The 18861-nt window shown below is 43.6% G+C and carries 17 protein-coding genes; 15 read left to right on the top strand and 2 right to left on the bottom strand.

Annotated elements, in window-relative coordinates:
- Nucleotides 1-102 precede the first annotated feature (102 nt).
- A complete protein-coding gene (gene abc-f / locus ACNO7B_RS15870) occupies nucleotides 103-1662 on the top strand; it encodes a ribosomal protection-like ABC-F family protein (protein ID WP_417901692.1) in 1560 nt (519 codons plus the stop codon).
- Between the two features lie 16 nt (nucleotides 1663-1678).
- Here the strand turns inward: abc-f and ACNO7B_RS15865 are convergent, their stop codons facing one another.
- The gene (locus ACNO7B_RS15865) at nucleotides 1679-3088 is read right to left on the bottom strand and encodes a polysaccharide deacetylase family protein (RefSeq protein ID WP_417901691.1); all 1410 of its coding nucleotides are present in this window, start codon (nucleotides 3086-3088) and stop codon (nucleotides 1679-1681) included.
- Between the two features lie 310 nt (nucleotides 3089-3398).
- Between ACNO7B_RS15865 and ACNO7B_RS15860 the strand changes: the two genes are divergently transcribed.
- The 4 genes from ACNO7B_RS15860 to ACNO7B_RS15845 all read left to right on the top strand — a co-directional run bounded on the left by ACNO7B_RS15860 (nucleotide 3399) and on the right by ACNO7B_RS15845 (nucleotide 6750).
- Nucleotides 3399-4469, top strand: coding sequence for a FecCD family ABC transporter permease (locus tag ACNO7B_RS15860; protein WP_417901690.1), 1071 nt, complete (start codon nucleotides 3399-3401; stop codon nucleotides 4467-4469).
- Nucleotides 4466-5467 carry a FecCD family ABC transporter permease gene (locus ACNO7B_RS15855; protein WP_017368092.1) on the top strand — a complete coding sequence of 334 codons (1002 nt, stop codon included), beginning with the start codon at nucleotides 4466-4468 and terminating at the stop codon, nucleotides 5465-5467. Before ACNO7B_RS15860 ends, ACNO7B_RS15855 begins: the two co-directional genes overlap by 4 nt.
- A 16-nt stretch (nucleotides 5468-5483) precedes the next feature.
- Nucleotides 5484-6380, top strand: coding sequence for an iron-hydroxamate ABC transporter substrate-binding protein (locus ACNO7B_RS15850; RefSeq protein ID WP_007500130.1), 897 nt, complete (start codon nucleotides 5484-5486; stop codon nucleotides 6378-6380).
- A 145-nt stretch (nucleotides 6381-6525) separates the two neighbouring features.
- Nucleotides 6526-6750 (top strand): phage holin, encoded by a 225-nt coding sequence (locus ACNO7B_RS15845; protein ID WP_008347764.1) that lies wholly within the window; start codon nucleotides 6526-6528, stop codon nucleotides 6748-6750.
- 88 nt (nucleotides 6751-6838) lie between these two features.
- Here ACNO7B_RS15845 and slrR read toward each other — a convergent pair whose 3' ends face one another.
- The gene (gene slrR / locus ACNO7B_RS15840) at nucleotides 6839-7309 is read right to left on the bottom strand and encodes an HTH-type transcriptional regulator SlrR (RefSeq protein WP_045034019.1); all 471 of its coding nucleotides are present in this window, start codon (nucleotides 7307-7309) and stop codon (nucleotides 6839-6841) included.
- Nucleotides 7310-7566: 257 nt separating this feature from the next.
- Here slrR and ACNO7B_RS15835 point away from each other — a divergent pair, with 257 nt between their 5' ends.
- The 10 genes from ACNO7B_RS15835 (at nucleotide 7567) to ACNO7B_RS15790 (ending at nucleotide 18841) form a co-directional block, all read left to right on the top strand.
- Complete coding sequence (locus tag ACNO7B_RS15835; protein WP_007500132.1) at nucleotides 7567-8298, top strand: YveK family protein; 732 nt, start codon at nucleotides 7567-7569, stop codon at nucleotides 8296-8298.
- Nucleotides 8288-8971 (top strand): CpsD/CapB family tyrosine-protein kinase, encoded by a 684-nt coding sequence (locus tag ACNO7B_RS15830; protein ID WP_008347761.1) that lies wholly within the window; start codon nucleotides 8288-8290, stop codon nucleotides 8969-8971. The genes ACNO7B_RS15835 and ACNO7B_RS15830 overlap by 11 nt, the downstream gene beginning before the upstream one ends.
- Before the next feature lie 165 nt (nucleotides 8972-9136).
- Complete coding sequence (locus ACNO7B_RS15825; protein WP_417901689.1) at nucleotides 9137-11011, top strand: polysaccharide biosynthesis protein; 1875 nt, start codon at nucleotides 9137-9139, stop codon at nucleotides 11009-11011.
- Nucleotides 10977-12116 (top strand): glycosyltransferase family 4 protein, encoded by a 1140-nt coding sequence (locus tag ACNO7B_RS15820; RefSeq protein ID WP_410684418.1) that lies wholly within the window; start codon nucleotides 10977-10979, stop codon nucleotides 12114-12116. Before ACNO7B_RS15825 ends, ACNO7B_RS15820 begins: the two co-directional genes overlap by 35 nt.
- A gap of 2 nt (nucleotides 12117-12118) precedes the next feature.
- Entirely contained in the window at nucleotides 12119-12958 is an 840-nt protein-coding gene (locus ACNO7B_RS15815; protein WP_017368088.1) for a glycosyltransferase family 2 protein, read from the top strand.
- Entirely contained in the window at nucleotides 12951-14081 is a 1131-nt protein-coding gene (locus tag ACNO7B_RS15810; RefSeq protein WP_368004343.1) for a glycosyltransferase family 1 protein, read from the top strand. The genes ACNO7B_RS15815 and ACNO7B_RS15810 overlap by 8 nt, the downstream gene beginning before the upstream one ends.
- 14 nt (nucleotides 14082-14095) lie before the next feature.
- Nucleotides 14096-15199, top strand: coding sequence for an EpsG family protein (locus ACNO7B_RS15805; protein ID WP_024719852.1), 1104 nt, complete (start codon nucleotides 14096-14098; stop codon nucleotides 15197-15199).
- Between the two features lie 27 nt (nucleotides 15200-15226).
- Nucleotides 15227-16255, top strand: a complete 1029-nt coding sequence (locus ACNO7B_RS15800) for a glycosyltransferase family 2 protein (RefSeq protein ID WP_410684420.1) — start codon at nucleotides 15227-15229, stop codon at nucleotides 16253-16255.
- Nucleotides 16255-17283 (top strand): polysaccharide pyruvyl transferase family protein, encoded by a 1029-nt coding sequence (locus ACNO7B_RS15795; protein WP_410684422.1) that lies wholly within the window; start codon nucleotides 16255-16257, stop codon nucleotides 17281-17283. Before ACNO7B_RS15800 ends, ACNO7B_RS15795 begins: the two co-directional genes overlap by 1 nt.
- 28 nt (nucleotides 17284-17311) lie before the next feature.
- A complete protein-coding gene (locus ACNO7B_RS15790; RefSeq protein WP_113746965.1) occupies nucleotides 17312-18841 on the top strand; it encodes an MATE family efflux transporter in 1530 nt (509 codons plus the stop codon).
- Nucleotides 18842-18861 lie beyond the last annotated feature (20 nt).

Raw genomic sequence — 18861 nt, 5'->3', positions numbered from 1 at the left:
ATTCTTTCTGTATCGATACGCTTATTTTTGTACACCATTTTGCCTCCTATTCTGAGAATGGGAGGCTTTTTCATGTCTCCTGATACGAAAGGAGAGGGTTGTATGTTACTGAGAGCCCACCAATTAAAAGTATTTAGAAAGGATCGCTTGTTATTTGATATAGAGGAGCTGGCCATTCATCAAGGGGACCGAATCGGCCTTGTGGGAACGAATGGCAGTGGGAAAACGACATTGCTCCATGTACTGGCGGGGAGGGAAAAACCAGACAGCGGCACATTTGCACACACTACAACTTGTACGCTGCTTCCTCAACTAAAGACAGGAGATGGCAGACAAAGTGGCGGAGAGATGACACAAGCTTATATTGAAAGAGCTTTAAGCCGGCCTTCTGCCCTTTTATTAGCCGATGAACCCTCGACTCACTTAGATACGGAGCATATTGAGTGGCTAGAAGAAAAGCTTCGTTATCATCAAGGTGCTCTGATTGTCGTCTCGCATGACCGTGCTTTTTTAGATGCGTTATGTACAGACATTTGGGAATTGGAGGATGGGAAACTCAAACTATACAAAGGCAACTACAGCGATTTTGCCCGGCAAAAAGAACTCGAACATCGCCAGCAAGTGGAGGCGTACGAGGCGTATACCCAGAAGAAAAAACAGTTAGAACATGCACTGCAAAAGAAAATGAAAAAAGCCGACAAAGCGACAAAGCCATCTCCAAAGCTGAAATCCTCGGGGCCTAAAATTGCAAAGCCTTATTATGCAAACAAGCAAAAAAAGCTTCAAAAAACAGCCAAATCTATTGAAACAAGAATGGAGAAATTAGAAAAGGTGGAGAAGGTAAAGGAAGCCCAGCCTCTTCAAATGACGCAGCACACCATGAAGGAAGTGGCAAGCCGCACCATTTTTCGTGTCGAACATGTAGATGGCAAGGCAGGAGATAAAGTCCTTTGGAAAAAGGCGAATGTAGAAGTGAGAGGCGGAGACAAAGTCGCGATCATTGGGAAGAATGGGAGCGGTAAAACGACATTTCTCCGAATGCTTGTAAAAGGACATCCCGGGATTTTTCGTTCAGAAGCCGTGAAGATTGATTATTTCAGCCAAGATCTTTCAGGACTGAATCTAGATGAATCGATCTTACAAAATGCACTGGAACAGGCGATTCAAGATGAGACGATCGTTCGCACCGTTTTAGCGAGACTTGGGTTTCGGGGAGACGATGTGTATAAGCTGACGAACGTATTAAGCGGCGGGGAACGGGTGAAGACGATGCTTGCAAAGTTGCTTGTCAGTGATGCCAATGTTCTGATGCTTGATGAACCGACGAACTTTTTAGACCTTGCGGCAGTAGAAGCGCTTGAAGGACTTTTAAAAGATTACCCGGGCACAGTTGTGTTTGTCTCCCACGACAGGAGGCTCATTGAGCAGGTGGCTACTCGTATTCTTCATGTGCACGAGGGTACCATTGAACGGTTTGATGGCACCTATGAAGAATATAAACAAAAGGAAGAAAAGCCAGCTGCTACAAAGAAAGAAGAAGAGCTCCTGCTGATTGATATGCAGCTGTCTGAAGTGCTCAGTCGTTTAAGCATCGAGCCTTCTCATGAGCTTGAAGAGACGTTTCAAGCATTGTTAAAAAGAAAGAAGTTGTTAGAGTCATAAAAAAAAGCCCCTGTGTCTACTGCACAGGGGTCTGTTCGTTTCGTTCTTTTTTCAATTGTTCAAGTTCGCTGACTGTGACAAGCTGGTAGCCTTGTTTGGTGAGTTCATGTATGATCTTCACTGCTGCTCGAGCAGAGCTGTCATAAATATCGTGCATGAGTACGGTTTTGCCATCTGCTGCATGTGAGAGAACATGGTTTGTGATCTGCTGGCTGTTGCGAATTTTCCAGTCTTCAGGATCGACATCCCACAATGAAACGTTCATGCCCACCGCTTGATTGATGTCGGGATTTGTTCCTCCATATGGCGGTCTAAAGTGCGTAGGAGTATAACCGCTGGCCTTTTCAATCAGTTTCTGCGTGTCTTTTACTTGTTTGACCGCTTCTTTTAGAGGGAGTCTCGTTAATAAAGGATGGTTATATGAATGGTTTCCGATCTCATTTCCGCCCTTTAAAATGTCGGCAAGCATTCCAGGATAATACTGAACCCTGCTTCCTAATACGAAAAAGGTGGCGTGTCCTTTATTTTCCTTCAGCGCTGCTAAAATGGTTGAAGTTGTGGCTGGGTTTGGACCATCATCGAATGTGAGTGCGATGGCTTTTTTATTCGGATTAAGATTTGGTTTTTGCGGCAGCTTGACGGCTTTTCTTTTTGGATTCGGTTCTTTGATTTCATTCTGATTTTTGGTCTTATTCATGTATTCCGGCTTCAAGATATCTTTTAGCAGCGTCTTTTTGATCGCCAGCGTTTGCGGACCTAAGTCCTTTGCAGCTACTTGAGAAGCTGGGAAATAGAACTCTATATATTTCTCTTTTAAGGCGAATTGACTGAAGTTTTGATCAGTAGGGGCTGTTCCTTTTTGAAGGAGTGATAGATCCTTAGACAAGGTTTTATCTTTTTTAAGCTCCGTGTATGTAATATAGGATAATTTTTTCAAATAGTCCTTTTTTGGTTGAAATAAATCTTTTGTGTCAAGAAAGTCTTTTTTCTGAAAATCGAAATTGATTGTGACGTGATGAGTGGTCCCATTTTGCTGACCTGTATATGTGTAGGTCGTAAAATAAATGGCCGCAGATTGTTTTGCATAGTGCACCATGTCATAGTCAATATTCAGTTCAAACCGTTTGTTTTCATCAATGTCCTTTGCTTCACTAAATGTCTTTTTGAAATGCTCTAATGCTGAATTCGCATAGCTTTGAATCTTGTCATCTAGCTTTTTTTGATGAAAAAGTGGATAGTTCACCGCATATCTCATAAACTTCCCGTCATTTACAAGAGTGACAATTTCAACATTTTTATAATTCGTATCCTGCTTCACATTTTTCTTCTCTGTACCGCTTGCTTGCTGATTTTGAAAGAATGCAACTGCTCCAATGACGATGGCAAGCGCAACTAGGATGATACTCCATTTTCCCTTTACTGACACAACTTTCAATTCTCCTCTCATGACGGGTCATTCTTTATTCCTTTGACATCTGTTTGTAATATTTTTATAACATTTGACTTACTTTTGTAATTTTAGGGGATTTTCATGCGGAATGTCAACTATTTTCCTATTAAACTACTGTAAAAAATGATGGGTCTTTCAGAACGAGAAAAAGCAGAAGGAAAGAATTCTCTTATTTGCCGTCTACCAATACCTTCAATAATTAAAAAATTGAGCCGTACATTGATTTTTCAGAGGCTGACGGCTATAATTTTGATGATTATGATTCTCATTTTCAAACTGACTTTTAATGAAGAAAAGGATGACACCGATTTTGCCGGATAAGCGAACATCTCAACAAAAACGATCATCTCAACAAAAACGATCATCACCTATTTTGTTCTTTTTATTGTTTTTTCTCGCTGTCATTGGTTTATTGGCGGCTATGTTTTTGGCTGTTTCCTACGGTGCAAAGTCATTGTCTTTGCAAACGGTCTGGACAGCTGTGTTTGACTATCAGTCTCATGTGACAGAGCAGCAGATCATTCATGAATTAAGGCTTCCTCGTGTGCTAGGAGCGGCGCTTGTTGGAGCGGCGTTTGCTGTGGCAGGTGCGCTGATGCAAGGCATTACAAGAAATCCGCTGGCAGATGCGGGGATATTAGGCATTAACGGCGGTGCGATGTTTGTAGTCGCTCTCTGTTTTGCTTTTTTTCCAGGAATGCCTTATTCGGCATTGATGTTATTTTCTTTTTTTGGTGCCGTTCTCAGTACACTGCTGATCTTTGCCATTGGGGCGGCTGGCGGCGTGCTGACCCCACTTCGGCTCACTGTAGCTGGAGCTGTTGTTGCCGCATTGCTGCATGCGCTAAGCTCGGGTATCGCCATTTACTTTGATCTCAGTCAGGATCTGGCTTTTTGGTATGCAGGGGGTGTGGCAGGTGTCAAATGGCCGCAGCTGATGATCCTTGCTCCAGTCATTCTCATTGTCATCGTTTGGGCGATGTTATTAGGACGATCCCTCTCGTTATTATCACTTGGTGAAGATGTAGCTGCGAATTTAGGGGTGAAAACCCGGCAAGTGCGAATACTAGGTATGGCAGCTGCGGTTCTGCTGGCAGGCGTGTCTGTATCGGCGGTTGGGTCTATTGGGTTTGTCGGGCTTGTCATTCCGCATATTGCACGAAAGCTGGTCGGGGTCAATTATCGTTTCGTCATTCCGATGTCAGCGATTTTAGGCGCAATGCTTCTCGTCTTCGCTGATCTTGCCAGCCGGACAGTAAATCCGCCAAGAGAGCTTGCAATTGGCGTCATGGTGGCACTTGTTGGTGTTCCTTTCTTCTTATATATTGCCAGAAAAGAAGGGAGGAACCTGTCATGAAAGAGAAACGGCGTGCTCTTGTCGTGACAGCCGTTTTGCTTTGTCTGAGTGCGGCTGTCGTGCTGTATAGTTTAAATACCGGCACGCTGAAACTCAGTCCTCTCGTTGTCGTCAAAACGTTATTTGGCTTTGGAGATTTCCAAAGTGAGACGGTGCTGTTTGATTATCGTCTGCCTCGAATCGTCGTGACGATACTAGCTGGAATAGGTCTAGGTATCGCAGGTGGCATTTTGCAGAGTTTATCCCGCAATCCACTTGCCGATCCTGGGATTATTGGTCTGAATGCAGGAGCCGCATTCGGCTTAATCATCTTTGTGACGTATTTTCACGTACTAGAAGGAAATCCATCTTTACTCATTCCGCTCTTTACGTTTGGTGGAGGTCTTCTTGCGGCGGCAGTCATCGTTCTTCTTGCGTACGACAGGCATGAAGGGCTTGTGCCTATCCGGCTGATCCTTGTCGGAATTGCCGTAGCTGCGGGGTTTAGTGCATTGACTTTATATTTGTCATTGAAACTGGATGAAGATACATACACCTTCGCTTCAAGGTGGCTTGTGGGAAATGTATGGGGAAGAGACTGGATTCATGTACTTGCGCTCCTGCCTTGGATCGTATGTCTTGTCCCGCTTACGCTCATGCAGTCCAGCACACTCAATGCGTTAACGTTAGGTGATGCCGTCGCCTCAAGTGTTGGCGTACGTGTACAGCGTAAACGTCTGTTGCTACTCACCTTAGCTGTTGGTCTAGCGAGTGCAAGTGTATCGATGACAGGCGGAATTGGTTTTATTGGCCTTGTTGCACCTCATTTGGCGAGGCGTCTTGTCGGCTCACTGCACCAATATTTTTTACCAGTAAGCGCCTTGCTTGGGCTGTTGATTTTGGTCAGTGCTGATACACTCGGACGTTCCATATTTGCCCCAAATGCCATCCCAGCGGGTGTGGTTGTGGCTTTTATCGGAGCACCTTATTTTCTCTATTTACTAACAAAAACAAAATAAGAAAGAGGAACTCATCATGAAAAAAGTACTTGTGTTTGGTTTAACGCTCTGTTTCTTGATTCTGGCCGCTTGTGGTCAACAGGAAACAAAGAAGACAACAAATCAAGATGAAAACGGAACACCTAAGATTGCGTCCTTGTCGATTCATTTAACAAATGACTTATTAGCACTCGGGATAAAACCTGCTGGCTCTGTTGTAGGGGGAGACTTAAAAGATTTCCTTCCACATGCGAAAAAGCAACTCAGCCAGACGAAAAAGCTAGGCATTGCAGCAGATCCTGATATGGAGTCATTGCTTGCTTTAAAACCAGATGTCATTTACGTCGATGAAGAACTGGCTGGACAAGACTTATCAAAATACAAGAAAATCGCCAAAACCGAAGTGTTTAATTTAAATGATGGCACATGGCGTGATCATTTGAAAAAAATCGGCAAGCTCGTCAATAAAGAAAAAGAAGCCGATCAATATATTAAGGACTACAATCAAGAAGCAAAAGAAGTCAAATCACTCATCCAGAAAAAGATTGGAAATGGAAAAGTGATGGCAATTCGTGTAACAGCAAAAGAGCTTCGAGTATTTAGTATGAAACGTCCGATGGGGCCAATTTTATACGATGATTTAGGACTGACACCTGTAGATGGTGTGAAAAAACTGGACAGCAAACGTCCATTTGAAGTCATTTCTCAAGAAGTGCTTCCTGACTTTGATGCAGATGCTATTTTTGTCGTCGTGAACCGTGATGATAAGGCGCAGCAGGCATTCAAACAGTTAGAGCAGACACCGATTTGGAAAGGCCTAAAAGCCGTGAAGAAAAACCAAGTCTATCCGATTGCCGATCAGCCATGGCTTGATTATTCAGCTCTAGGCAACAAAATGGCAATGGATGAAGCAAAAAAGATGTTCTCTAAATAAACAGCACATAAATCAAGGCATCATTCCGCATATAGGAATGATGTCTCTTTTTTTGATTCGTTCTTCTATTCATTCGCTTTTTGCATACATATGAGAGGGAACGAGCAGTATCGCCCGTATGAAAGGATAAGGGGAGGGGTTACAGTTGAAGGTTCAAAAAATTAGTGCAGGCACTATTGCGAGGCTTGTGCTGCTTTTATTGGCACTTGTGAACAGCGCTCTCACTGCTGCAGGAAAAAGCCCAATTCCAATTGATGAAGAAGGTGTGCAACAATTCATTACGTTAGCCTTTCTTGGCATCACATCACTATGGGCCTATTGGAAGAACAATGATATTACGAAAAAAGCACGAACCAAAAAAGAAGAATAATAGAAAACAGAGCCTTTTCATGCAAAAAGGCTCTATTTCATCGAAGCGACAAGCGCCTCTCCCCGCAAATTGGTTTGATCTCAGTGGCTTACGCCCGGTGTTCTCCCATATTGGTAAGAAACGCTTTCACTTCCTCGATGGTTAAGCCAATGGCCTTTGCTTCACTCATGAGACGCTTCCATTCTGACATATTTGAGTCGGTCAGCTTTCTCTGATGGACATGTAACGTCTTTCCTTCCTGCTCCTTTCTGTAGGTTTGGAGCAGCTGATACAGTTCTTCTTTAGGCATGCCGGATTGGACGGCATGAACGATATGATCCCGCCACTCCTGTTCACCGCCCTCAGCGTAATGAAACATCATCGTTTCTGCATCAAACAGCTCTTGTAAATCAATGTCTAGTGATGAGGATACCTTTTTTAAAAACTGGACAGATGGATTTCGGTGGACACCACGCTCAATTTTACTCAAATACGATTTAGAGACATGGGCATCTTCAGCCAACTGCTGGATTGAGTATCCTTTCCTCTTTCGGTAAATGCGTATCACCTTTCCAATCATTCGATATATGATCTCCCTTCTCCCCGGCGAATCGTTCTGCGACCTTTTCGTTCATTATAAGAAATAAATTGTTCTTTATAAAATTCAAAAACGTAAGAAACAGGAAGTAAACAAAAGAAAACGAACGATTTCGTTCTTTAAAAAGAACTATAAGACCTATTATGACATTTTTCTTTGCGGGTATTATCTTTTATAATCCAATCATTAACAAAAAGAAACCATATATAACCTTTTTATGATGAAATCGGGAGGTATCTATGAATGAGAATATAGGTTTTAAGCAGCTGTTTTCTGTCATAAAAGAGAAAATGGCCCTTCTGATCCTGATTGTCCTGATCGTAACGGGCATTTCAGCCTACTATCAGTTCTATGTCTCGACTCCTGTATATCAGGCAACCACTCAAATTCTTGTTCATAAACGAAGCAGTGATGCACAAGCGAATTTAAACGATATTCAGATGAACCTTCAATATACACGTACCTTTCAAGTCCTATTAAAAAGTCCAATCGTCATTGAAAAAGTAAAAGAAACACTCAATCTTACAGAATCGGCTGAAGGATTAAAACACAAAATTGCCACAAGTACAGAAAATGAGTCAGAGGTCATAAATATTTCTGTACAAGATGAGGACCGAGCGAAGGCAGTAGCCATTGCGAATACAGCCACAGAGGTGCTGCAAGAAGAAATCAAAAAAACCATGAATATGGATCGCATTAATGTTTTGTCTGAAGCCAAGCTGTCCAACACGATACTGATGAACTCACGTAAATTCGTTCACATCGTTCTGGCACTAGGCGCCTCTGTATTAGGGGGAATGACACTCATTTTCTTAATGAATTTACTCGATGATACGGTAAAACGAACACATCAAATAAGAGAAGAGATCGGATTGCCGTCGCTCGGCAGTGTCTATCAGATGCATGCAGACAGGAGGGCAAAAAAAGACAAGCAGTCCGTCATAACGGGAGGACAGAACATTGATTTTTAAGAGGAAAAAACGAGAAAAAAGAGATTTATCCTGTATTTCTGTATTAAATCCTCACTCTGTCATTGCGGAACAATTCCGAACGATCCGAACGAACATCGAATTCACGTCGATTCAAACGAGGCTGAAGTCGATATTGGTTACATCCTCCTTGCCGAAGGAAGGAAAATCATTTACGGCTGCAAACTTGGCAGCTGTTTTTGCACAGCAGAAAAAACGGGTTTTGCTCATGGATGCTGATTTACGTAAACCAGCCATTCATGAATATTTTGATCTAAGCCCGCACACCGGATTGACCAATGTGCTATTAAATAATTGCAGTTTGGAGGAAGCCATTTTGCCTACTCCGATTGAGCATTTAGAGCTGCTTCCGAGTGGGACCATTCCGCCAAATCCCGCTGAGCTGCTTTCCTCCTCTGTGATGAAGCAGCTATTTTACGAGATTGAGCAGCAGTATGACATGGTGATTGTGGATTCCACACCGCTTCTGCCTGTAGCCGATGCCAAAATATTAGCGAACCGAACGGATGGAAGCATTCTTGTGGTTTTAAGCGGTAAAACGAAGATTGCCGCTGTGAAGAAATCAAAAGAAGTATTAGAGGGGACGACAGGGAAACTGCTTGGGGCGATGCTAAATGGCAAGAAAGTGAAAAAGGGAAGGCACTATATGTATTAAAGAGATTGATAGGTGATGTCTCCTAATCTTTAACAACGGAGGCACTCGATCCTGCTGTGGGCATGACATATGCCTTAGATGCTCGTCATCGGTAGTGGGATGTGAGGACGGGTTTGATGCCCATTTTACGTAAGAATAGTGATGCTTTAAAAAGGGGGAGGAGCGTTGACTTACGCCCAAAGATTATCAATCATCGTGGCACTAGATTCATATCTCATTTTAGTTGCCGTCTTTTTTGGCTTTCAATTTGTCCAAGAGGCAGCGTTAACAGTATATACATTTGAAATGCTCGTCATTTCTTCGCTCAGTCTACTGATCGGGCACCATTTGTTTTCGTATATTTTTCACGTGTACAAGCAAGTATGGGCCTATACAGGGGTTAGAGAGCTATTTTCTTTAATGAAGACCTTTGCGTGTTCATTTTTATTTTCCATGACGATGCTGTACATTTTTGTGCAGACATGGCCATTTCGCTTTTTATTTATTGTCTGGCTTTTCCATGTGTTATTCATCGGTGCATCTCGTATGGCATCCAGGCTGTTTCATGATGGTGCGAAGCGGTATCAAGTTGAAAAGGAGCGGGCACTAATCATTGGCGCTGGATCAGCCGGGACCATTATCGTTCGTCAGCTTCAGCAGTCGAGTGATGTACATATTGAGCCGGTCGCTTTCATTGATGATGACAAAACAAAGCATAAGCTTGAAATTATGGGGCTGCCTGTTCTTGGGGGAAAAGAACATATTCAAACGGCTGTTGCGATGATGGATATTCAAAAAATCATTATCGCCATTCCATCCAAAAGCAGTCACACATTAAAAGGACTATATAAGGAATGTGTAGCGACTGGAATCAAAACACAGATTATGCCGGAAATGGAACAGATTTTAAAAGGAACCCATGCGCTCAATCAATTGCGGGATGTTCAGCCAGAGGATTTGCTTGGAAGAGAGCCGATTCAATTAGATACAAGCCGTCTATCCGTTCACCTAAAAGGAAAAACGATTATGGTGACAGGAGCTGGCGGGTCCATCGGGTCAGAAATCTGTCGTCAAATTTGTGTATTTTCCCCTCGGGCGATTGTGCTTGTGGGACATGGAGAATTTAGCATTCATTCTATTTTACTAGAGCTGAAAGAATTGTATGGAGACAGCATTAGCCTATATCCACAAATTGCGGATATTCAAGATAAACAAAAAATGAGTGAAATCGTTGGGCATTTTCAGCCGGATATGATTTATCATGCCGCCGCGCATAAACATGTCCCGCTCATGGAAATCAGCCCGAAAGAAGCGGTGAAAAACAATATTATCGGGACAAAAAATGTGGCAGAAGCTGCACATGAGCACGGAGTTGAAACATTTGTCCTCATCTCATCTGACAAAGCGGTCAACCCTGCCAATGTGATGGGAGCGACAAAGCGGTTTGCTGAAATGGTGATTATGCAAATGGGGGCAAGCAGTGAAACGAAATTTGTCGCCGTCCGGTTTGGGAATGTACTCGGAAGCCGGGGCAGTGTCATTCCGATCTTTAAAAAACAAATTGAAAAAGGTGGGCCAGTGACTGTCACGCACCCAGCCATGACAAGATATTTTATGACGATACCAGAAGCATCAAGGCTTGTTATTCAAGCTGGTGCACTAGCAGAAGGAAGGCAGATTTTTGTTTTAGATATGGGGGAGCCAGTCAAAATTGTCGACCTCGCAGAAAACCTCATTCACCTCTCAGGCTACACCACAGACCAGATTCCAATCACATTTACGGGTATTCGTCCCGGAGAGAAAATGTACGAGGAGTTACTCAACCAGCATGAAAAAGCACAGGAGCAAATTTTCCCAAAAATCCATATCGGCCATGCCTTGGATGGAGATCCGTATGTGCTGAACCGCTTTATTCACGAATTTAACATGATGAGTGACGATCAATTAAGACAGGCCTTATTTGCCGCCATTGAGTCGCATGATGTATTGCCTGAACCGATGCAACGAGAGGAGGAGCCACTTGCTAATGAAGAAAAAAGTCTTGTTTTGCGCAACGGTTGATTATCATTTTAAGGCGTTCCATCTCCCGTATTTCAGGTGGTTTCAGGAACAAGGATGGGAAGTGCATACAGCGGCAAATGGCCAGCTGGAGCTGCCGTATGTGGATCAAGCGCATTCCATTCCGATTCAGCGTTCCCCTTTTCATCTGCACAACCGGCTTGCTTATGTGGAGCTGAAAAAGCTGTTAGAAAAAGAGCATTATCAGTTCATCCATTGTCACACACCGATGGGGAGTGTCATTGGCAGGCTAGCAGCCAAAGAGACGCGCAAAAAAGGGACGAAAGTTCTTTACACAGCGCATGGCTTTCACTTTTGGAAGGGGGCACCGCTTCAAAATTGGCTGCTTTATTATCCAGTTGAGAGATGGCTCGTTCAATATACAGATGCACTCATCACCATTAATGGAGAAGACTATGAAAGAGCCGATCGTCTGTCAAAAGAGAAGGCGGCTGTGCATTATGTTCCCGGTATGGGTGTCGATATGAAGCGATTTGCACCAGTTGATGGCAAAGAAAAAGACCGCCTTCGCAAAGCATATGGTTTTACCACGCAAGATTTTATCGTGCTGTGTGCGGGTGAATTAAATGACAATAAAAATCAAGGAATGCTCATCAAAGCTTGCGCGCAGGTGTATCGGAATATACCACAAGTGAAAATTGTATTTGCTGGAGAAGGGACAAGTCGGTCGTCCTATGAAAAGCTGGTCTGTCAGCTGAATCTTGAGGAACATGTACAGTTTGCGGGATTTTGCAAACATATCGAAGATTGGATGCATATGAGCGATGTATGTGTATCAACCAGCTTGAGAGAAGGACTTGGGATGAATCTGCTTGAAGCGATGTCTGCTGAAAAGCCGGTGATTGCAACAGAAAATAGAGGGCATTGTGAGCTTGTCAAACATGGAGTGAACGGCTTTTTAGTCAAACCGCATGATGTGAATGGTTTAGCCGTTTATTTACAGCAGCTCTATCATAAAAAGGACCAGCTTCACCTAATGGGGAAAGCGGGACGTTCTATGGCTCACGCATTTGCACAGGAGCAGACGGTAAGTGCAATGGAGGAAATTTACACAGCTTATATGGATCAAAAAGAGAAGGTGATGTGAGCATGCGTCAGCCGAAAGTATCGATTATCATGGGTGTTTACAATTGCCAAGAGACAGTAGAAGAAAGCATTGAATCGATTCTCCGTCAAACCTATGAAAACTGGGAGCTCATCATATGTGATGATGCATCAACAGATGGCACCTATGAAAAAGTGCTGCACTATACCATGCGTGAACCCGATAGAATTCGCCTCATCCGAAATGAACACAATCAAAGACTTGCCGCCAGTTTAAATCGTTGTCTCACTGAAACGAATGGAGAACTGATTGCAAGACAGGATGGCGACGATATATCGGTGTCTACACGATTAGAAAAACAGGTTCGTTTCCTTGATGCACATCCGGAATATGATGTAGTTGGTACGGCGATGACGGTGTTTGATGAGTCAGGGACGAAGGGTGTTCGAGCACTTGTCTCAGAGCCTGATCGAAGGGTGCTAGCAAGAGGAACGCCTTTTTGTCATGGAACGATTATGATGAGAGCGTCTGCCTACAAGGCTTTAAATGGCTATCGTTCTGTCAAAACAACTAGACGGATGGAAGATATCGATCTTTGGATTCGTTTTTTTGCTGCGGGGAGAAAAGGCTTTAATCTGCAAGAGCCCTTATACCTTGTAAGGGAGGATGAAGCGGCCTTTCAGCGCCGGAAATTCCGATACTCAATGGACAATGCCTGGCTTGTGTTAAAAGCATGCAAGCAATTAAAATTGTCGCCGTTTGATTATCTCTTTGCGCTTAAGCCGGTCATCCGTGCCTGTATGTCACCAAAGATCATGAGGTTTTATCATCAGCGGAAACTTGGAGGATCTATGGTGAAAAGGAGGACGATTCGGGATGAGTGAGCCAAAGCGTGTACTTCATGTTGTGGGCGGAATGAACAGAGGCGGAGCAGAAACGATGATCATGAATATCTATCGTGCAATCGACCGGAATGTTCTTCAATTTGATTTCATTACCCACCGGGAGGATGTTTGTGATTACGATGAGGAAATTCGTCAGCTTGGCGGGCGGATTTTTTATGTCCCAAGTATTGGATCGTCCTCTCCATGGACGTTTGTCCAAACGTTGACGAAGACGATCAAGCAAACGGGACCTTATCAGGCGGTGCATGCACATACAGATTTTCAAACGGGCTTTTCTGCCCTTGCTGCGAAACTGGCAGGTGTGAAGATACGCATTTGCCATTCACATAATACGGCTTGGAAACAGTCTCCTAGCCGGGTTGATCATTTGATGCTCAAAGGATTTCGTCAGCTGATCTTTGCCTTTTCTACGCAGCTCGTTGCATGCGGTGAAGATGCCGGTGTCTTTTTATTTGGACAAAAAAGAATGCACGATGGACGAGTGGACATTTTGCCAAATGGGATTGATTTGGACCTTTTTTTTCAGTTGGAGCCAGAAGCGAAGGTGAAGATGAAAAAAGACCTCCATCTTCACGAGAGAAAACTGATCATTGGACATATTGGCCGATTTCATGAGCAGAAAAACCATGTTTTTTTCATCGAATTAGCGCAGACACTGAAAAAACAAGGGGTCTCCTTTCAGCTAGTTCTCATAGGAGATGGGCCGCTCCGGCCAGTGGTTGAATCGTATGCAGTGAAAGCAGGACTAATGGAAGACATTGTGTTTACGGGCGTTGTCTCAGAGGTTCCGCAGTATATGAAAGCATTTGATGTGTTTGTGATGCCGTCTTTGTTTGAAGGTCTTCCGCTCGTATTAGTGGAAGCGCAGGCATCTGGACTCCCATGTGTGATTTCAGATCATATCACAAAGGAAGTCGATTTAGGTTGTGGGCTTGTGAAACGGAAATCCTTGCAAGATTCAGCACATGAGTGGATGAAAGCCATACTAGAAGCCTACCATGCAGACCCTCCTCTTCAGGAGACGATTATTTCTCAGCTTGGCCTTAGAGGATTTGATGTGAAACAGAACATCACCCGTGTGATGAATGTGTATGGATTGTAAGGAAGGTTTGGCAGATGGCGGTTTATTTGGTGAACATGATCATGGTCTATTTATGGTCGAGCTTTGCTGCATTTTATGGCAGACGTGATGATACCATACAAAGCGGCTGGCGGCCGAACAAGCTTCTGGTGTTTTTTCCGTTTTTATTTCTTTGTATTGTGGCGGGCATACGCTACAAAGTAGGAACTGATTTCGTCACCTATGGACAAATGTATGAGTTCTCCGTCAACTATGACAAGCCTTGGCATATTTTCGGATTCGGTGTAGACAAGGCCGCCACTGATCCGGGCTTTACATTGATCTTATGGATGCTCAATCAACTATCACATGAGCCGCAAATCATGTATATCACAGTTGGGATCATCACCTATTTTTTTATTATCAAAACACTTGTGCGATATGGACGGCCATTTGAGCTTAGTATGCTGCTATTTCTCGGCACATTTCATTATTACGCTTCCTTTAATGGCATGCGACAGTATATGGTGGCAGCGATTCTTTTTTATGCCATCCAGTTTGTCATCAAAGGTCAGTGGAAATGGTATTTTCCGCTCGTACTTGTATGCGCGCTATTTCATTCCTCGGCACTCATTATGATTCCAGTCTATTTCATCGTCAGAACAAAGGCATGGTCTTGGATGATGCTTGTGTTATGTATGATTTTTCTAGGCTTAACCGCTCTGTATGACCGCTTTGTCTCCGTGTTTGTCGTGATGCTGCAAGGGAGTTCTTATGGTCATTACGAGGAGTGGCTGACAACGAATACGAATGGAATGAATGTGACGAAAATTGGTGTCTTGATTTTGCCATTATTGCTTGCGTTCTTTTGTCGAAAACGACTTCGTGAGCTGACGCCAGAGAGTGATTATATTGTGAATTTTTGCTTGCTTGGATTTTTGTTTGGCATCCTTGCAACGAAGGATGTCATTTATGCAAGATTTCATATTTACTTTGGTCTGTATCAGCTCATTTTACTGCCTTATTTCACACGGATTTTTGATCAGCGAACCAATTTCTTTATGTATATCGGAATTGCGGTTTGCTATATTTTGTACAGCATCATGCTGATGCCGTTTGATTCTTCTGTTTTACCGTACCGAACAATTTTTACAAAGTAGATTTGAAGAAAGGTGGGGCTTGCTGTCATGCCAGCTATCAGTCTATTGGTCGCAGTCTATAATACTAGTCAATATGTGGAGCAGTGTCTTCAATCGATTGCAGACCAAAGCTTTTCAGATATAGAGGTCATCCTCATTAACGATGGATCTACCGATCACAGTGGAGACATCCTTGAAGCGTTTGCTGCGCGTGATGAGCGATTTCGGGTGATTCACCAAATCAATCAAGGGCTGGGAGCGGTGAGGAACAGGGGCATAGAAGAAGCAACAGGAACGTATCTTGCCTTTGTTGATTCAGACGATGTTCTCGCTCCTCAATACTGTGAGGCTTTATATCAAGAAGCCGAAAATACCGGTGCCGATCTTGTTGTCAGTGAATATTGGATTCAGTTTGAACAGTCAAAACGGATCATACCGACGACGCTGTTAGCTCAGCAGGAAGCCGATAAGACAAGTTTAATAGAATCGTTATTACATGGTGAGATCACGGGGTTCTCATGGAATAAGCTGTATCGGCGGGCATTTATCGAAAAGCATCATATCCGTTTTCCGTTGAGAGGTGAGCTTGAGAATATTGAAGATCAATATGTCACGCTGCGCTGTTTTTCTTTATCACGTGTCATTGCCTTTGTTCATGAGCCGCTTTATTATTACCGGGTTCATTTGTCATCCATTGTCCAGCGATATCAAAAGCAGTATTTTCAGCATGGACTGGCGTTTTATGACGCGCAGCGTTTGTTTTTAAAAGAGCATGATGAGCTGACACCATATGAGAAGGCTTTTTGTTTTTTTATCGTGAATCATACGCTGCATTGTATGCTCAATGAATGGAAGAGCCAAAATTCCCTGTCCTTTCAAAAAAAGCTTGGTCATATGCGTGAAATGGTGACACATGAAGCTTTTCGGAAGGCTGTGAAACAAGTGGAACCATCGAAGCTGACTGTTCGAAAGCGAATGATCTTATTCCTTGCTAGGCTGCAGTGGGTGTATCCGCTCTCTGCCGCAGCTTCAAGCTATCAAAAATGGATTGAATATCAAACGAGAAAATCGGGGTGATGAGTGTGACATTGCAGCAATTAAAAGCACATGCCGCAGAGTGGCTGCTCTTAAAGGTCAAGTATCCACTTCAATATAGGTTGAGCCGCCAAAGACTGCCAGAGCTGCGTCATCAGAAGAAAATCATTCTCACGCTGCTGCCGGCACATGACAACTTAGGTGATCACGCGATTGCCTATGCCAGCTACTGCTTTTTACAAAAGCACTTTCCAGACTATCAAATCATAGAAGTAGACATGCAGGAGATGTATCGTCTAGCACGTCCACTGAAGCACGCACGGCACCCAGAGGACATTGTCTGTATCATCGGTGGGGGCAACATGGGCGATTTATATCGATATGAAGAATGGACAAGACAATTTATCATGAACGCCTTTAAGTCCTATCCCGTCATTCAGCTGCCCGCTACTGCTCATTTTACAGAAACAAAGAGAGGGAAAAGAGAAGAACGCCGCGCTATTCAAGCATATCAGCAACACCCGAGGCTTCTCATGATGGCAAGAGATCAAACCACCTATCAATGGATGAAGCAGCATTTTCCTAATAAAGAGGTGTGGAAACAGCCTGATATGGTCCTGACATTAGACGAAACATCAAAGAGTCAAACCCGTAAAGGTGTGCTGCTTTGTCTGCGTGAGGATAAGGAGGCATATCTCACGAAAGAGAAACGAGAACAACTGCAGGAGCATATCAAAGAAACGTATGATCAAGTTGGTTTTATCACAACAACCATTGGGAAGCGAGTGAATCGAACGACTCGTTTAGAGGAATTATCCACGTTATGGACGCAGTTGAGACAGGCACAAGTCGTCGTGACAGATCGACTGCATGGCATGATCTTTTGTGCGATCACACATACACCGTGTGTTGTCATCAGGTCGTTTGATCATAAAGTCATGGAAGGATATGAATGGGTAGCGCACTTGCCGTTTATGACCCTTTTGAAGGAACCAACGGAGGAAGCGGTGAAAAAGGCCATTCATCAGCATATGAAAACAAGCGGACAAAAGGGAGAGGAAGTTGGATGAAGGCCCTTAAACACTGCGTGAAATCACCATGAACCGTGCGTTTCTTTACAATGTCAGTGCAAATGTGATGACGTTTATCTTGATGATGCTGATGTCTGTTTGTTTAACGCCTTACATTGTTCATACACTTGGAGTGGAAGCGTTTGGTCTGATTCATCTGACGCAAAATATGATCAATTATTTATCGGTCATTACGGCTTCATTAAGTGCTGTGGTAGTGCGTTTTTTTTCTGTTGCGGCTCATAAAGGAGAGATGGAACAAGCGCAGCGCTATCTCGCTTCCTATTTTGTCAGTTCTCTCTTTTTATCCATCTGTCTTTTTTTACTTTGTCTATTCATGTCTCAACAGCTGGTTGACTGGCTCCATGTGCCTGCTCATCTTGCAAAAGATACACAGATCGCCTTTGTGTTAGGGGGTCTTTTATTTATGCTCAATTTCGTCATGTCTGGTATTGGGGCGGCACCGTTTTATGCGAACAAATTATATGTATCGAGTGTTGGACAGGCCATTCAGATGTTTGGCAGGGCGCTTGTGATTGTGCTGTTATTTACCGTGACAACACCAGCCATTTGGCATATTCCGCTTGCAGCTGTTATGGGGAGTTTCGCCGCTTTGGGAATGGGTCTCTATTATTTTAAGAAACTCATTCCTTGGTTTTCGTTTAAGTGGCGGTACGTTTCTTTATCTTCAAGTCTCACGCTGGTTCGATCAGGGGTGTGGCATTCATTTGAGCAAATGGGCATTTTGTTGTTTTTACAAATCGATTTATTGATGACCAACTTACTGATTGGGGCAGAAGCGACTGGACAGTATGCCGCCATTTTACAATTTCCATTATTATTGCGCACCCTTGCAGGGACACTTGCGATTGTGTTTGCGCCAACGATCACAAAATTATATTCAAATCAAGACGAGCAGGGGCTCATTCAATACGCCGCCAATGCCATGAAATGGAGTGGTTTATTTGTGGCATTCCCCGCGGCTCTGTTAGGAGGTCTTGCCGGTCCGCTCATGCTGTTATGGCTTGGACCAGCCTTTGAGGAGCTGAAATGGCTGCTGATGATTCATGCGGCTTATTTGTGTTTCACGTTGATGTTTTTACCGCTGACCTATGTACCGACTGCCTTTAACCGATTTAAAGTGCCGGCGGTTGTGACACTCATATTAGGCGGTTCCAATGTCCTGTTCGCCTATGGACTGACTCACCTACTTCAGCTCGGGTTATATGGCATTGCATCAGCAGGGGCCGTTGTTTTATTGATGAAAAATATCGTCTTTCTCCCATTGTATACAGCCAAGATCACGAAACAGAAAAGTACCATCTTTTATAAACATACAGTCGTTCCGCTGTTTGGGGCTTTGTTCATATGGGGGGTCTGTGCCGGCATTCAGGCTGTGTATGATGTGACGAGATGGTGGGAGCTATTTTGTATTGGCGGAATATGTTTCGTTCTCTACTTAGGTTATTTGTATCAATTTGCAGGAACAAAACAAGAGCGGATACAGCTCATGCGTAAGGTGAAACAAGCTGCTATTGAACGAACTGTCTCCCGCTAGTGTGGAAAGGAGAAGCAATG

The sequence above is a fragment of the Bacillus sp. AK25 genome (assembly GCF_048270685.1).
Classification (GTDB): domain Bacteria; phylum Bacillota; class Bacilli; order Bacillales; family Bacillaceae; genus Bacillus; species Bacillus altitudinis.
The sequence above is the reverse complement of the archived record's forward strand: the minus strand, read 5'-3'. Positions and strand labels throughout refer to the sequence as shown.

What these genes read in the sequence shown, in the direction of transcription:
- abc-f (WP_417901692.1), top strand. Translation starts at nt 103, where the DNA reads ATGTTACTGAGAGCCCACCAATTAAAAGTATTTAGAAAGGATCGCTTG.
- ACNO7B_RS15860 (WP_417901690.1), top strand. Translation starts at nt 3,399, where the DNA reads ATGAAGAAAAGGATGACACCGATTTTGCCGGATAAGCGAACATCTCAA.
- ACNO7B_RS15855 (WP_017368092.1), top strand. Translation starts at nt 4,466, where the DNA reads ATGAAAGAGAAACGGCGTGCTCTTGTCGTGACAGCCGTTTTGCTTTGT.
- ACNO7B_RS15850 (WP_007500130.1), top strand. Translation starts at nt 5,484, where the DNA reads ATGAAAAAAGTACTTGTGTTTGGTTTAACGCTCTGTTTCTTGATTCTG.
- slrR (WP_045034019.1), bottom strand. Translation starts at nt 7,309, where the DNA reads ATGATTGGAAAGGTGATACGCATTTACCGAAAGAGGAAAGGATACTCA.
- ACNO7B_RS15835 (WP_007500132.1), top strand. Translation starts at nt 7,567, where the DNA reads ATGAATGAGAATATAGGTTTTAAGCAGCTGTTTTCTGTCATAAAAGAG.
- ACNO7B_RS15820 (WP_410684418.1), top strand. Translation starts at nt 10,977, where the DNA reads ATGAAGAAAAAAGTCTTGTTTTGCGCAACGGTTGATTATCATTTTAAG.
- ACNO7B_RS15815 (WP_017368088.1), top strand. Translation starts at nt 12,119, where the DNA reads ATGCGTCAGCCGAAAGTATCGATTATCATGGGTGTTTACAATTGCCAA.
- ACNO7B_RS15810 (WP_368004343.1), top strand. Translation starts at nt 12,951, where the DNA reads ATGAGTGAGCCAAAGCGTGTACTTCATGTTGTGGGCGGAATGAACAGA.
- ACNO7B_RS15805 (WP_024719852.1), top strand. Translation starts at nt 14,096, where the DNA reads ATGGCGGTTTATTTGGTGAACATGATCATGGTCTATTTATGGTCGAGC.
- ACNO7B_RS15800 (WP_410684420.1), top strand. Translation starts at nt 15,227, where the DNA reads ATGCCAGCTATCAGTCTATTGGTCGCAGTCTATAATACTAGTCAATAT.
- ACNO7B_RS15795 (WP_410684422.1), top strand. Translation starts at nt 16,255, where the DNA reads ATGAGTGTGACATTGCAGCAATTAAAAGCACATGCCGCAGAGTGGCTG.
- ACNO7B_RS15790 (WP_113746965.1), top strand. Translation starts at nt 17,312, where the DNA reads ATGAACCGTGCGTTTCTTTACAATGTCAGTGCAAATGTGATGACGTTT.